The following is a 13,303-nucleotide window of genomic DNA, read 5'->3' as shown; positions in this document are numbered from 1 at the left end:
TATGAAGCGCGCCTATAAATATCGGTTTTACCCAACATCTGAACAAGTTGAGCTTTTAGCTAATACGTTCGGCTGCGTGCGTTTTGTCTATAACTCAATTCTTCGCTGGCGCACCGATGCCTACTACGAAAGAAAAGAAAAAATTAGCTATATTCAAGCCAACGCACGATTGACTGCCTTAAAGAAAGAAACGGATGTACAATGGCTTAACAGTGTTTCTTGCGTACCGTTACAGCAGGTTTTACGACACCAACAAGCAGCTTTTTCTAACTTCTTTTCAGGGCGCGCCAAATACCCGACCTTTAAAACCAAACACCACAAACAATCTGCTGAATTTACCGCTAGTGCGTTTAAATACCGTGACGGCAAGCTGTACATAGCGAAAAGTAAAGAACCTTTAGATATTCGCTGGAGTCGAGAACTACCTTCAGCACCTTCAACTGTTACCATCTCTAAAGACGCATCTGGACGATACTTTGCGTCCTGTTTGTGTGAATTTGAACCAATATCACTACCTGTTTCTGAAAAAATGACAGGTATTGATATTGGCTTAAAAGACTTGTTCGTCACCGACACCGGATTAAAAACCGGCAATCCCCGCCACACCACTAAATATTCGAAACGATTAGCTTTACTACAACGCCGTTTGAGCAAAAAGAAAAAAGGTTCAAACAATCGTACTAAAGCACGTTTAAAAGTTGCAAAACTCCATGCGAAAATAACTGATTGCCGACTGGATAACTTGCATAAGCTATCCCATAGACTGATTAACGAAAACCAAGTTGTCTGTGTTGAATCCCTGAAAGTAAAAAACATGATCCGAAATCCTAAGCTATCTAAAGCGATAGCTGACGCAAGTTGGGGCGAATTTGTTCGCCAAATTGAATATAAGGCTAATTGGTACGGGCGCACTATTGTTGCCATCGATCAGTGCTTTCCTTCGTCAAAACGCTGTAGCGATTGCGGATATACACTATCTAAATTAGCGTTAAATATTCGGTCGTGGCGCTGTCCTGAATGTGGCGTTAATCATGACCGAGATATTAACGCTGCTAAAAACATAAAAGCCGCTGGTCTAGCGGTGTTAGCCCTTGGAGAGCCTATAAGCCCTAAATCGCTTAATGCGGCTTAGGTTAGGCTCTGTGAATTGGGAATCCCCTTCCTTTAGGTAGGGGAGCAGTCAAGCTGAGAAAGCCTCCTCAAACGTGGCTGATATTTTCATGACATCACGCGCAACCGGAGTCATCTTGATCGAATCAGCTTTTACCCGATACACTCCCTTGACACCAAAAGGGGGAATCCAGATAAAAGACTTTGAAGTGTGTTGGCGAATAAAATCAAAGATAGGCATCACTTCGGCTTTTTTACCTAAATAAGAAAATGGCCAGGATTGCGATTCGGGATGAATGCCATCGGCTGCTACCTGTTTGTAACCATCACCAAATTCAACTTCTTTGATTCGGTGCCTGTACTCGCCCGTTGGGCTGTCTTGTATCTGGGTTCGCCATCTAAATTCATCCATTAACTTGACTCCATAAAAAAAGGCCACCTGAGCAGTGACCTGTAAATTATACGATGATTGATTTGTTACGTATTACCACTCATTGTGCAGTGACAACAGTTTATCCTTACGAATAATTAAGTACCCTGCACGATGAGCCAACTCCATCTTAACCTCCAAAGGGTACTCCCACCGACATAAGGTGGGAGGGGAATTTGGTCGGGCTTGAAAAGCCCGAAGAATGATCAGCCACGCTGATTTTGAATGTATTGCTTAACAACTTCCAGCGGTGCTCCCCCGCACGAACCTGCAAAGTATGATCGAGACCACAACACTGGCTTGCCGTAAGCCCCACGCAAGTCTAGAAACTCATTACGCAGACGACGAGACGTTACCGCTTTCAGCGAGTTTACTAGTACTGACAACTGCACTGTGGGCGGGTACTCGATCAGCATATGAACGTGATCGGACTCTCCGTTACTTTCCTTTAAATCAGCCCCAAAGTCGCGACACACTTCACCTGCATACTGATGAAATGCTTTGTAGTGCAAGCCACTGAGTACTTTCTTTCGGTACTTAGTCACAAAGACAAGGTGAACATGTAAAAGAAACGCTGCATGTCTTGAACGGTTGATTTTATATTTTTGCATTGAAATTAACCGGATATACGGTAAGATAGTGAGATAATTTACTACACACTGAGTAATAATGCTAATTCTAAAAGCCTACAAATTCAGACTCGAACCAACCGAAAACAGTCGCAACGTTTGCGGCAGTTGTGCGGATGCGCTCGTTTTATCTGGAATTACGGGCTAGCAGAGACGCAACGCATTATTGAATCCGGCGGTAAACTACCGTCAGCGTTTGAACTAAATCGGATGCTCACAGAATGGAAAAAAAAGCCGGAACATTCCTTTTGCAAGAAGCCTACACGGATAATCTTCAGCAGAAACTCAAAGATCTGCACGGGGCATGGAAACGCTGCTTTGATAAAAAACTGGCAGCAAAAGCTCCTGTATTTAAAAGGAAAAATGACGGGCGTGATTCAGTTCGTTTTGTTAATTTTGATAAATATTGTCAGCTCGATAATGGCAGAGTGAGATTACCGTCAGGTTTGGTATGGGTAAAGTTCCGGCAGTCGCAAAAGCTGTACGGTAAGATTAAAAACGCAACCGTTAGCCAACATGCGGGACACTGGTATATATCGTTTCAGGTCGAACTGGAAATGGACATTCAGCCTCATTCGTCAGCAACAATGATTGGTTTGGATGCAGGTGTAACCAGACTCGCCACGCTGTCAGACGGCACAGTGTTTGAACCTGTAAACAGTTTTAAAACCAACCAAAAAAAAGCTGGCGAAATTCCAGCGTCAGTTAAGCTGTAAAGTTAAATTCAGCAATAACTGGAAAAAACAGAAGCGAAAAATCCAACGTCTCCACTCGCATATAACCAATATCCGCAAAGACTACCTTCACAAAGTCACCAGTGAAATCAGCAAAACCACGCGATGATCGTCATTGAGGACTTAAAGGTCAGTAACATGTCGAAATCGGCAAAAGGTACACAAGAGCAGCACGGACGGAATGTCAGGGCAAAATCAGGACTTAACCGTTCGATACTGGATCAGGGTTGGTATGAAATGCGCCGTCAGCTTGAGTACAAGCAGCTATGGCGCGGTGGTCAGGTATTAGCTGTGCCTCCGGCATATACAAGTCAACGGTGTGCATGTTGTGGTCATACAGCGAAAGAAAATCGTCAATCACAAAGTAGATTCGAGTGCCTTGAGTGCGGGTATACAGAGAACGCAGATATCAACGGAGCTCGTAACATTTTAGCGGCAGGACATGCCGTGTTAGCCTGTGAAGTGAACGGTGCAGTAATGCCGTCAGCAGCAGGAACCAGGCTTCTGAGCGATCAGATAGTCTCCGACTAACGGGAATCCCCCTCCTGAGTCACGAAGTGTGAAGGTGGGGGAGGATGTCAATAGCATAAACTGTTGCAATTCCTTCAGGGTCTGGTTTTGTAGTATCCGCTTTCTCAGTTAATTCCTTCTCTCCGCCAGACTTCACATTCAAATAACCAAAAGAGAGCGTACTCTCACCGGCTTTTGCTAATACCGCGCCAGAAAATAGGGTTGGGATTAAAAACAGTAACGTTTTTTTCATTGTTTTTCCTTTGATTTTACGTTTGGCCAATACTGACTTAGTCTAAATTGATGCCAAGCATAACAAAAGTGAAATTTTTTCCTATCAAAAATGCGCTCATCGATTAATACCCCCGCCCATTGACTGCCTTGATAATTTTATGCAAATCACCTCCATCTCGACTCTCTGCCACTAAGACCGATTTGATTTTCTGGGTTAAGGATTGCTCCGCTGCGCGCATATCGACATTGGAAGGGCTGGACTGCTGCGGTTGACCGTCAACATGAATACCGCCTAAATTGACATTAACACCGTTTGTTACGGGTTGCATGCCGTACATGGGCGTTGAAGATGTGCTCACATATCCGCCAGACGCATAACCTCGCTTACTTCCATCCATCAGGCGATACAGGTTAGCGATACCTAACCGCTGAGTCGCTTCTTTGGTAAATACAAATTCCCCACCGTGAACGATACCTTTCGGGTCATATTTACCCCCACCGCCCACATATCCGCCTGATGAAAAACCAAAAATATTAGCAATCGCTCCTCCAACTCCGCCTGTTTGTCCACCAAAAGCCGCTTTCATCGCCTGAAGCATCGCCATTTGCGTCATTAACTTCACAATCATCTCAAGTAATGATTTAGTGAAGTCAGCAAAATTAGCCTTCCCCGTCACTAAAAAATCCGTCAGTGATTGACTCATTCCCTCAAAGGCAAATTTGGTAACATTAGCGACATTGCCATAAGCATCCCTCGCTTGTTGTTCGAAATTTGAAAATCCTTGCTTAATCCCTGCTTCCCAGTTTTTCCGCAATGACTCCTCATTTTTGTATTTCTCATCAATCAGTGAAAGTCCTCGACCATACTCAGGATTTTCTTGCTCAATCCCTTTACGGGCCATTTCTTCACGATATTTCTTTAGTTCTTGCTCCTTCGCTATTTGAATCTCGGTTTTGCCAATGCTCTCCAGCCTGAGTCTTATTTCTTCTTGCAATCCATCATTCGATAACCGCAAGGCATTGAGTTGTTTTTGTTTCTCAATTTTATCGCCTATCTGTGCAGCTTCACGCTTCTCAGAGAGAATGGCTTCTTTTTTTAATAATAATGACCGCTCATCTTCACTCAGACGGCGTTTGTTTGTGCCACTTTTGGCCTCTTCAAGAATGACTAGCTGGTTTTCTGTTTTGAAAAGTTCCCTGCGTTGCTGGCTGATAATCCCAACATATTGACTTTCATCCTGTAATGTTCGTAATTCTGCCTGCAGTGCTCTGTTTCTGGCTTGCGCTTCTTCTTCCCAACGTGTGCCTAAAGATGGGCGGTATGCATCAGCTTTTGAGTCTGAACTTGATTTTTCTTTCGCATAACGGGCATTTTCACGCCTTATCGCTTCATCGATAACGGATTTTGAACCACCCGAATTTCTTATTCTTTCAAGCTCACTTTGATGCTTTTCTTCCGCATTTTCAAATTTGTGTTTGAGCTCCTGGTCAACCCTAAAACGTGCTTTCTCTGCCTCTTGAGCCCTTACCGCCGCTTGTTTTCTCTGATTTTCAATATCCTGTTGATATTTTTTCTCTTTCAGTAAATCAAGTTCACGCCTTAAATCTGTCGCTGTTTTCCCTGAGGCATTATAATAATTTAATCTTGCAACCGGATTTACCTGGAATGCAACTAATTTTTCCTCGTAATCACGTATCTTCTGGTCTAATGTGTGTTCACGACCAATATCTAACATGCTATCCCAAGCGAGTCTTGCTTTATCTTTAACCACTGCCCAGGCTGACTCAAGATAACCTAAATTCGCTTTTATCTGCTGAGTTCTATTTTTCGTTGCAGTCGCATAGGCTTCCATGGCAACTTTAGCGGCTTCATGCTTTCTTCCCTGTTCCTGTAATGTCGATATTTGCGCTAGTTGCGTTGTAGTCAGAAAATGTAGGCTTTTGTCAAGTTCGTTAATCGCTTTAACTGGGTTATCTTTAATGCGCTGGAACTGTTTTATTGTTTCATCAACAGATTGACCCACCAATTTTTCCATTCTGGCAGCGACATTGGCAATATTATCAATTTCATTGCCAGAAAATGAACCTGACCCCACAACTTTAGTTATTACATCCGCCATTCCACCTTGTGTTATGCCATCTGCTGACAACTGTTTGGCCAACATAGCAAGTTGCCCTGCCGTTTTCCCTGCATACCCACCCGTTAAAATGAGTTTATTGTTAAATTCACTAAACTCTTGTGAGCCTTTATAAGCGGCGATGGCAACAGCTGCCGTAACACCTGCCAATCCTCCCATCAACAATCGGGTAGGGGTTAATATTGAGCCTATTGCTTTAAAGGCATTACCAACACCACCAAACGAGTCTTTAATCTGTCCACCTTGCTGCACCAATACCATCCAGGCCGGTATACCGGAAGCCAATGAGGTCACCACATCGGTCATCTGCATAGGTAACATACGCATTGCATGACGATATTGCCCCATCGTTACCGCGCCATTCATAAACGCTTTTTCTTGTTCTTTTAATTTGGCAATCATCGGCGCTGCCTGTTGAGAAATGCCCATCTGCGCCGCTTTTAGTTCAAGAACTTCAGTTCGCGTCTTGCCTATCGTGTCTGATTGCTGTTTTAATGTGTTTAGAAAATTATCAGCGGCTAACTTCGCTCGTTTTGAAGCTTCTTCCTGTGCAAGTAGCGCCCTCCCTTCTGCGGTCAGTGCCAGATTCATCCGGCTTAGCTTATCTCTCGACTCTTCCAGTATCGTGTTGTAATCAACAAACTGGTCAAGGGGGAGTAAACCTTTTTGATGTGAAGCGGCGAGTTTACGGCTAATTTTATCCAGTTCATCAAACGCTTTATTGGTGGGATTAATTCGATTTAACAGGTCGTTAAGTTCACTTTTTTGCGTCTTAATGGTTTCGACATTTCTCAGTGAGGCTAAGCTAACTTTTTTTAATCCACCCTCCAGATTTGAGGAAGCCTTTTCAACCTTTTCCGCTGTTCCCTGAAATGACTTTAACTTCTGTTCACCTCTTTCCAAATCCGCCGTGTTTACTTTTAATGAAATCGTGGCGATATCGGTCATACCGGATTCCTTGCAACAAAAAGCCAGCACAGGGCTGGCGTAGTAATTGATTTATACCTTAAGGTGCTCAATTGATTGATGTATCGTTTTCTCAGTTGATTAATCGCAAGAGATTCTCTTTGACAAAGTTTCGGCGTTCCGTTTCATCAGCAAGCACGACAACCCCGCGTCTTTCTAAATATTCCATTAATGTCTCAATATCCCCGATAAAATAATTAGAAGGGACGACTTCTGTCCGAGTTACACTACCGTTTTCATAGTCAAGAATAATTCTTCCACAAATAGCGGGTAAATTATTTTGCAAAGGAGCTTTGCCGATGAACTCACCCTCAATCGGTACACGAGCAGCAAGAGACAGTGCCTCAGTAAATTTTTCTTCGGCGATTTCTTTGTAGCTGCAACCAAAATGGCTTTTCAATGCTGACCAGAGTGTGATGGTTGCCTTGCCCTGATGTTCATGTGGCACGCTTTTACCACGCGTAAGCACCAGTTGTTTGATGGTCTCTTGCTGTTCTACTGTAATACATCCAGCAATTTGCTTAACTTTTTTACGTGGTTTAGCTTTAACCTCACCCGTAGTCCAATACTCATAGAGAACATCATCACACTCTTCTTGATACTGAATAACTTTATCACGGATTTCTGACTTAACTTTGTTTGGACTAATGGTTGCCAACCATCCAGCAAGTTTACGAAGAGGTAAGCAAACCATTTTGCGCTGATTTGCCATCATCTGCAACCATTGTCGATTTCCGAAATAGTTGAAATAAATCTTTGTTTTAACTTAACAAACTGAGCAGCCCAAATCCATTCCCATCCCTTCTACTATCGGCTTCATCGGGGTAAATGGTTCGCCGTTATAGTTGACGATATAAAGCTCAGCGCCATGGAACGGTACATTTATCGTGCAAACTGCTTTAGTTATTGATATATTATTCATGTTCGTTTCCTTCAGTGGTTCGGACAAACTTGAGGCCTTGACTATCCTAATTAGTCAAGGCTTCGCCTTTTCTACTAGACACAACATCAACCGCTTCTAGATTTAGCTATTAAATAAAATTTGATCAAATGTAAGTCTTTTTTAATCACGAGAGTTAATTAAATAATGTTAATCAACAACATTAGCTTTTTACCAATTATATTACCTTGCTTATTACTACATAAATAGCCATAATAATTCATAAAAAGGATATTAATGAACTTTTATGAATAAATCAAGTGCGAAAAAGATGAACATTAATGAAGAAGAGTTCTCAAGGCTTCCGTTTAGCCAAAAAATAACGATCCTTCGGGCGTATAAATCACTAACTCAAGCCCAACTTGCTTCATTGGTGGGTGTATCACAGAGACAAATAGCAGCTTATGAGTCAGGTAATGCTAAACCAAGAGGAAACACTTTGCTAAAGCTGGGATCTGTTCTTGGTAAATCTCCTATTCAATTAATGCATCCAGTTGATAATGTTAGTCGTCCTAGAATGAATGTGTCATTCATGCCAGTGCTAAAACATAATAGAATAATTGACTGGCTACACTATACTATGGATCCAACAGGGAAATCGGACGATTTATTAGATGAATGTGTAGAGCGCGAAATAAAAACCATCCAAAGCTCTGGTTCATTTGCTTTAGAAATCGATGAACCTGCTATGTCAACTGTTGGGTCCAATGGAATATGCTTTCCCAAAAAGGCAATAGTTATTTTTGATATATCTAAATGCAATGTACTTATGGATGGAGATTTTGTACTAGCAGTAATTAATCACAAACATACAATGTTTAGGCAATTTTTTATGGTTTAAAAGAATCTTCTTTAGCACCGTTTGATCAGCGTTACCCGATAGAAAAGATCGCTACCAATACTATTCCAAAACAAATTTACTTATACCTGCAGTACACATTGATATATCTCTGCCTGCAATGAATAGATCCAGTAAGTTAATCATATGAAATAATTAATAAACTTAAGGATTTTGACATGGCAAGAGATGACCCACAATTTAATTTCAGAATGCCCCATGAAATTAAAGAAAAAATTAAACAGCGCGCCAAAATGAATGGCAGATCTATTAATGCAGAATTGACGCAGATTGTCCTAGATGCCCTTGATAAATCAGTTACCCCACAAGATTACAAAACCGATATTGAAAAACTAGTCGATTCTCAAGCTGAAGAAGTTAAGAAAATGGTATTCAATACATTACTTAAATTGTATGATAATAAAAATTGATATCCTTCCCACTTCAAAGCCTGTGATAAAAATATCCGCTTTATTGGTGCATTATCGCTAAGGCTTTCGCTTCCATCACCCGTATATCATTAAATAAAGCGCCTTTATCCTGATTAATACCCAAATAATCGATGACGTCGGATAACACGCTGTAATCCAGCCCTGTGGGGCCATTCGCCCCCATTCGCCACTGAGTACGAAGCGCATTAAAAGTAAGATAAGCCTCCCAGACATCTGGCCAAACTTCGACCTCGCTGTCTTCCGGCGTAAAACCAAAGGCAGCTTCAAAGTTGCGGATATCGGTCTCGGTCATGCCGCCATACATGGCCTCAACGACCGCTAGAAGTTTTTTTCGCGTTGGCCTAATAGTTCGCTATAATACGTTGTACTAATGGCGCTCGCAGCTGAGGGATAGTTGTCAAATAGCAGCTTTAAATTATCAGCGTGATAAGGCTCTTCAATCGCCCAGTCAGCAATAATCTGCTGGTAGAACTCATCAATCGGCATTTCACGCATGGTTTCCAGTTCACTCATGGCTTTGTGATTAAAGGTGAAGGTCACCACCTCTGGCTCTTTTTTGCCTGCCACCGGAATGAGGACATTGGCTTTAAACGTTGGCTTGGGTATCAATGTAAATTTCGCCATGCTGCATCCTTAATTATACTGCATAGATTTGCAAATCAGATTTAAGTGAGAAACGGGCTACCACGTTTTCAACCTCGTTGATAGCTGTATTGGGCACGCGCTGGAAAGAGACCGAAGCAGTAAAATAACGATCCTCACTGGCACGTTTATTGAAAAAACGCATTGCCGTAATTTGCTTGCTGTCATCCAGTTTCATCAATAACTTACGAATAGGTAATTTTGCATCATGTGCAAAGGTATAAACCTGCGTGATACCGTTTTTAAAGGTATCAACGGTTTCTGCCTGTTCATCTTCCAAAAACTGAATTTCCTGCGTTTGCTGCTCACCGCCCTCCGTCGATAATGTCATGACTTGCGGCATCGCCTCCCATTCTTCCACTTTCTTCAAGCTTCCTTTAGCCCCACCAACGGGAAAAACGGCTTTATCGGTGGTATCGATTGATTCCAGTGTAATACTGGTATCAGCTGCTTTTTTCACTTTGAAAGCGCCTGACATTTTTTTCCAGCCACAATCAATCTGGACAATATCGCCCGTTTTAATACTGCCAATCGAATTGACAGTTAATACCGCCTCTGTCGCATTGGTAGCCGCCGTAATTGTTATCTCATCCGCATATTTACTAGCTACATAAACACGCGAACCATTAGGAATATTATATGCCATGATAAAACCTCATTATTGGCTGTTGAAAAACCACCATATGGCGGCAATGTTATATTGTAGAGTGACAACGATAAGCAACGCTGACGGGGAGAATATAATTAACCTGATCACAGATTGCTGGAAATAAACATGGCTCGCCGTTTAAAAAAAGATTATCGGTCAACGAAAAACCGTTTGTTAGAAAATTTATTAAACGATTAGCGACATTCATGACCAATGCGTCGCCCGTTCCTGCTTTGCCAACTACATTTATCTGTATGACACCGCTAAATACAGGCATATCGAGCGATAAACTCAAATTATTCGTTGTCGCTGGCATGGTGTGTAGTTGTAAATAGGGTTCATTGATATCATCGAATTCACAATTTGGCCAGGCAACCTTGATATTTTCAGACTCAGCAAATTGAGCAATATGTGCCCGTATCGCGGTATTAATGGTTAATGGGTTCATCCTTTACGCTCTGCGATGGCCTGATGAAAAAACTGCTGAAATTCTTGTGCCGTGAGCCGTACCATACCTTTCGGTGCCTGTTTTGAATGCCCCATCTCAAGTCGATAAGCATAAGGAACCACATTGGAAAAATAGACTGACTTCATGCCCACTTTAAACTGACCAATAACATGATTGCCCTCAGCTTGTGTTACCTCGCCACTTTTATCTATTCGTCCCGTTTCTTTCATTGGTACTTCATCAAACGTCACTTGCCAGTTGCCACGAAACCTTCCCCCCGTATACCCTGCAGGCTTCCTTTCTTTTCCTTTTCCCTTTCCGGCTATTTTAGCATTCACTTGCCAGATAGAAGGATTACCGACAGGCGACATCATGACTAACCTTGCAAGTATCTTAATGAATGTCACCTTTGTAACCACTTCCATTTTTTCTTCTGCTTTACTGACAAACGCATTAATGGCGGCTGTAAAATTGTTTGTCATATCAAGCTCTCAATTGTGCAATGAAACAAATAGTTTGGCGTTGGGGCTTTATCTCTTTTACAGCAATCACTCGATGATTTCTGTTATCGATGATAATGATATCCCCCTGTTGAATATTACTCTTTGCATGCGCAATGAATTTAATATCACTGGTTAAAACGAGGGAATTGTCCACTTCATTGATAGCAAACTGTGTCTTTACTCCGACCGCCTTTAATACCATATCGGGTTCGATAATTTCCTGACCCTTTTTATCAACATAAAATTTGCCTTTTCTTTTTAAGACATACTCCATGCCGTACTGCTTTATCAAGCGCTCAGTCGTTTTACCCATTCGAGTATAAAGATTCATCATCACCTCACCGAAAAGGTGTTGATGGCAAATCCAGAACGTATATCTAACAAGCCATTAAGCAAACCATTTAACCAGGCAAATTTGGGTAAACCCGAATTTGTCCCCGAGGCATATTGGACCGTGATAGCCCCTCAATACGTTCTGTGGTCACTTCGCCCCTAACGTTGGCTGTAAATCTTCGTTCTCTGACTCAATCGCCAGCCGACACTGGGCCATAATGAGTTGCTTAGGGATGGCGTCATTCTCAATAGGCACACCGTCATAAAATAACCCTGTGCGTGGGAAGGATAGCGGTTGGGTTAAGTGGGTTCGTTTTCCTAACCATGGCTGTGACGTTAAATAGTCCATCGCACTCACCAGCATCGACTCAATATGTGAGCCATCAGTGGGTATATCAATTCCTCTTTCACGGGCATAGCGCTTTAGATCCTCAACGCTGGCATAACTATTAAATGTTGGCGAATTTTTATCCGAATCAATCATATTCACCTCAAAAAAAGGGACAAAAGTCCCTTAACTTTATTTTTCTTTATGAAAAGTGATACTTTCTGTGGTGCGCATCTCACCATCTACTGTCGCAGTGACGGTAAATTGTCCTGCTGTACTGGCGGTTAATTTGACGCTGGACTTACCCTTTGCATCGGTTTTAGTCGCCGCTTTACTCAATTTTCCACCTGTGCTTGACCACTCAACATTGCCACCCTGAACAGGTTGATTATCTTTTGAGTAATCAAGTGAAATGGTCACCGCATCGCTGTTATTGGCTGTCGCGGTGGTTTTATCCACAGATAACCCTAAACTCGCTTCATGCTGCAATTTTATCATTACGCCTGCCGTTAATTTGTTACTGGTGAAATGTTTCTTCCAGTTGCCAGCTGTGCCCAATTTTGTCAGATCAGGATTAGTCCCTTTTGATTCATCCCAGCTGTAACCGAGCACGCCCACATTTACCACGCCTTCACCCCGATAGCCAACGCCTAAATTTTCCTGATCGTTGATTTCATAAGAGCGAAAATTAGGTTCCTGTGATTCCGTGATAGTGATAGCCCCTGGGACTAACCCAAATATAGCATCAACAGGCGCAGTATCGGTGACTAATACGGGTTTACCTAGCGTTCCAGGTTGGCCGCCGTAAATTACCACGCCTGCTTCTTCATAAACCTTGTTATCAATCGCCTGATCAACAATGTCAAAATAGGTTGTTGAGTGCATGACAAACAGATTGACACGGTTGAATTTATCCCCGTATTTGCGTAACCCCTTAGTGAGGGTCTTCTTGCCATCGGTAGCAATATTAGCTGTGACCATCATATCCGTATTAGCGCCAATCGCAGCCCCCAATGCTGCTAGGGAATACTTGATATAGCCCTCAAGCGAAGCATCAGCAGCATCCGTACCCACAAGCTCAGAAAATTCTGAAACATCCCTGCCACGTCGTTTAAATGACTCTTCGGTGATTTCATAGGGGCCATATTTCCAAGGGGCTTTAACGTCAACGGATTCTCCCGCACCAATTTTCTTACCGGTAACTTTATCCGTAGAATTCACGTCACGATGTTCAATCGAACCGCTTATCTGATAAAATGCCCGTTTACGTAAATCGCCTTCAATAAAAACATTATCCAGTACAATTGCGCCATTTGATGCCTGATTAAACACCTCAAGATTATCTTGTCTGCGCTCTAAAAATGCGGTTTGAGCCAAATCATTATAAATAATTAAATCACTATTAACCGTCGTTGCCAT

At 42.3% G+C, this 13,303-nt stretch carries 15 protein-coding genes and 2 pseudogenes; 4 read left to right on the top strand and 13 right to left on the bottom strand.

Annotation, left to right across the window (positions count from 1 at the left end; translation table 11 throughout):
• Nucleotide 1: 1 nt before the first annotated feature.
• On the top strand, nt 2–1,132 hold the full coding sequence (locus LDL57_RS16810) for an RNA-guided endonuclease InsQ/TnpB family protein (RefSeq protein ID WP_180559779.1): 1,131 nt from the start codon (nt 2–4) through the stop codon (nt 1,130–1,132).
• 48 nt (nt 1,133–1,180) lie between these two features.
• Here LDL57_RS16810 and LDL57_RS16805 read toward each other — a convergent pair whose 3' ends face one another.
• Both LDL57_RS16805 and tnpA read right to left on the bottom strand, forming a co-directional pair.
• The gene (locus tag LDL57_RS16805) at nt 1,181–1,522 is read right to left on the bottom strand and encodes a phage tail protein (RefSeq protein ID WP_180559778.1); all 342 of its coding nucleotides are present in this window, start codon (nt 1,520–1,522) and stop codon (nt 1,181–1,183) included.
• A gap of 224 nt (nt 1,523–1,746) precedes the next feature.
• A complete protein-coding gene (tnpA, locus tag LDL57_RS16800) occupies nt 1,747–2,151 on the bottom strand; it encodes an IS200/IS605 family transposase (RefSeq protein ID WP_225505529.1) in 405 nt (134 codons plus the stop codon).
• 48 nt (nt 2,152–2,199) lie between these two features.
• On the opposite strand from tnpA, the pseudogene LDL57_RS16790 reads away from it, so the two are divergent.
• Nucleotides 2,200–3,434: pseudogene (locus tag LDL57_RS16790) on the top strand (RNA-guided endonuclease InsQ/TnpB family protein).
• A 19-nt stretch (nt 3,435–3,453) separates the two neighbouring features.
• On the opposite strand, the gene LDL57_RS16785 reads toward LDL57_RS16790, so the two are convergent.
• From LDL57_RS16785 to LDL57_RS16775, 3 genes and pseudogenes are all read right to left on the bottom strand, one after another.
• Nucleotides 3,454–3,666, bottom strand: coding sequence for a hypothetical protein (locus LDL57_RS16785; protein WP_180560429.1), 213 nt, complete (start codon nt 3,664–3,666; stop codon nt 3,454–3,456).
• 103 nt (nt 3,667–3,769) lie between these two features.
• Nucleotides 3,770–6,733 (bottom strand): phage tail tape measure protein, encoded by a 2,964-nt coding sequence (locus LDL57_RS16780; RefSeq protein ID WP_225507223.1) that lies wholly within the window; start codon nt 6,731–6,733, stop codon nt 3,770–3,772.
• A gap of 91 nt (nt 6,734–6,824) precedes the next feature.
• Nucleotides 6,825–7,673 (bottom strand): annotated as a pseudogene (locus tag LDL57_RS16775) (phage antirepressor N-terminal domain-containing protein).
• A 265-nt stretch (nt 7,674–7,938) separates the two neighbouring features.
• Here LDL57_RS16775 and LDL57_RS16770 point away from each other — a divergent pair.
• Complete coding sequence (locus tag LDL57_RS16770) at nt 7,939–8,532, top strand: helix-turn-helix domain-containing protein (protein ID WP_225507877.1); 594 nt, start codon at nt 7,939–7,941, stop codon at nt 8,530–8,532.
• A 176-nt stretch (nt 8,533–8,708) separates the two neighbouring features.
• A complete protein-coding gene (locus tag LDL57_RS16765) occupies nt 8,709–8,960 on the top strand; it encodes an Arc family DNA-binding protein (RefSeq protein WP_225507875.1) in 252 nt (83 codons plus the stop codon).
• Between the two features lie 40 nt (nt 8,961–9,000).
• On the opposite strand, the gene LDL57_RS16760 is transcribed toward LDL57_RS16765, so the two are convergent.
• From LDL57_RS16760 to LDL57_RS16725, 8 genes are all read right to left on the bottom strand, one after another.
• Nucleotides 9,001–9,273, bottom strand: a complete 273-nt coding sequence (locus LDL57_RS16760) for a DUF1799 domain-containing protein (protein WP_225505409.1) — start codon at nt 9,271–9,273, stop codon at nt 9,001–9,003.
• Between the two features lie 26 nt (nt 9,274–9,299).
• A complete protein-coding gene (locus LDL57_RS16755; protein WP_180560424.1) occupies nt 9,300–9,605 on the bottom strand; it encodes a phage tail assembly chaperone in 306 nt (101 codons plus the stop codon).
• A 13-nt stretch (nt 9,606–9,618) separates the two neighbouring features.
• Entirely contained in the window at nt 9,619–10,269 is a 651-nt protein-coding gene (locus tag LDL57_RS16750) for a phage tail tube protein (protein ID WP_180560423.1), read from the bottom strand.
• 49 nt (nt 10,270–10,318) lie between these two features.
• Nucleotides 10,319–10,720: a phage tail terminator-like protein gene (locus LDL57_RS16745; RefSeq protein WP_180560422.1), complete on the bottom strand. Its 402-nt coding sequence runs from the start codon at nt 10,718–10,720 to the stop codon at nt 10,319–10,321.
• Nucleotides 10,717–11,202 (bottom strand): hypothetical protein, encoded by a 486-nt coding sequence (locus tag LDL57_RS16740; protein ID WP_180560421.1) that lies wholly within the window; start codon nt 11,200–11,202, stop codon nt 10,717–10,719. The genes LDL57_RS16745 and LDL57_RS16740 overlap by 4 nt, the downstream gene beginning before the upstream one ends.
• Nucleotide 11,203: 1 nt before the next feature.
• On the bottom strand, nt 11,204–11,557 hold the full coding sequence (locus LDL57_RS16735) for a hypothetical protein (RefSeq protein WP_225507219.1): 354 nt from the start codon (nt 11,555–11,557) through the stop codon (nt 11,204–11,206).
• A 147-nt stretch (nt 11,558–11,704) separates the two neighbouring features.
• Nucleotides 11,705–12,040, bottom strand: a complete 336-nt coding sequence (locus LDL57_RS16730) for a DnaT-like ssDNA-binding protein (RefSeq protein WP_225507873.1) — start codon at nt 12,038–12,040, stop codon at nt 11,705–11,707.
• A gap of 36 nt (nt 12,041–12,076) precedes the next feature.
• Nucleotides 12,077–13,303, bottom strand: a complete 1,227-nt coding sequence (locus tag LDL57_RS16725; protein WP_225507309.1) for a major capsid protein — start codon at nt 13,301–13,303, stop codon at nt 12,077–12,079.

It is taken from the genome of Arsenophonus apicola, assembly GCF_020268605.1.
In the GTDB taxonomy this organism is placed as follows: domain Bacteria; phylum Pseudomonadota; class Gammaproteobacteria; order Enterobacterales; family Enterobacteriaceae; genus Arsenophonus; species Arsenophonus apicola.
The sequence above is the reverse complement of the archived record's forward strand: the minus strand, read 5'-3'. Positions and strand labels throughout refer to the sequence as shown.

Bases quoted from the DNA above. Each gene is read 5' to 3' on its own strand.
- LDL57_RS16810 (WP_180559779.1), top strand. From the start codon at position 2: ATGAAGCGCGCCTATAAATATCGGTTTTACCCAACATCTGAACAAGTT.
- LDL57_RS16805 (WP_180559778.1), bottom strand. From the start codon at position 1,522: ATGGATGAATTTAGATGGCGAACCCAGATACAAGACAGCCCAACGGGC.
- tnpA (WP_225505529.1), bottom strand. From the start codon at position 2,151: ATGCAAAAATATAAAATCAACCGTTCAAGACATGCAGCGTTTCTTTTA.
- LDL57_RS16785 (WP_180560429.1), bottom strand. From the start codon at position 3,666: ATGAAAAAAACGTTACTGTTTTTAATCCCAACCCTATTTTCTGGCGCG.
- LDL57_RS16780 (WP_225507223.1), bottom strand. From the start codon at position 6,733: ATGACCGATATCGCCACGATTTCATTAAAAGTAAACACGGCGGATTTG.
- LDL57_RS16770 (WP_225507877.1), top strand. From the start codon at position 7,939: ATGAATAAATCAAGTGCGAAAAAGATGAACATTAATGAAGAAGAGTTC.
- LDL57_RS16765 (WP_225507875.1), top strand. From the start codon at position 8,709: ATGGCAAGAGATGACCCACAATTTAATTTCAGAATGCCCCATGAAATT.
- LDL57_RS16760 (WP_225505409.1), bottom strand. From the start codon at position 9,273: ATGACCGAGACCGATATCCGCAACTTTGAAGCTGCCTTTGGTTTTACG.
- LDL57_RS16755 (WP_180560424.1), bottom strand. From the start codon at position 9,605: ATGGCGAAATTTACATTGATACCCAAGCCAACGTTTAAAGCCAATGTC.
- LDL57_RS16750 (WP_180560423.1), bottom strand. From the start codon at position 10,269: ATGGCATATAATATTCCTAATGGTTCGCGTGTTTATGTAGCTAGTAAA.
- LDL57_RS16745 (WP_180560422.1), bottom strand. From the start codon at position 10,720: ATGAACCCATTAACCATTAATACCGCGATACGGGCACATATTGCTCAA.
- LDL57_RS16740 (WP_180560421.1), bottom strand. From the start codon at position 11,202: ATGACAAACAATTTTACAGCCGCCATTAATGCGTTTGTCAGTAAAGCA.
- LDL57_RS16735 (WP_225507219.1), bottom strand. From the start codon at position 11,557: ATGATGAATCTTTATACTCGAATGGGTAAAACGACTGAGCGCTTGATA.
- LDL57_RS16730 (WP_225507873.1), bottom strand. From the start codon at position 12,040: ATGATTGATTCGGATAAAAATTCGCCAACATTTAATAGTTATGCCAGC.
- LDL57_RS16725 (WP_225507309.1), bottom strand. From the start codon at position 13,303: ATGGCAACGACGGTTAATAGTGATTTAATTATTTATAATGATTTGGCT.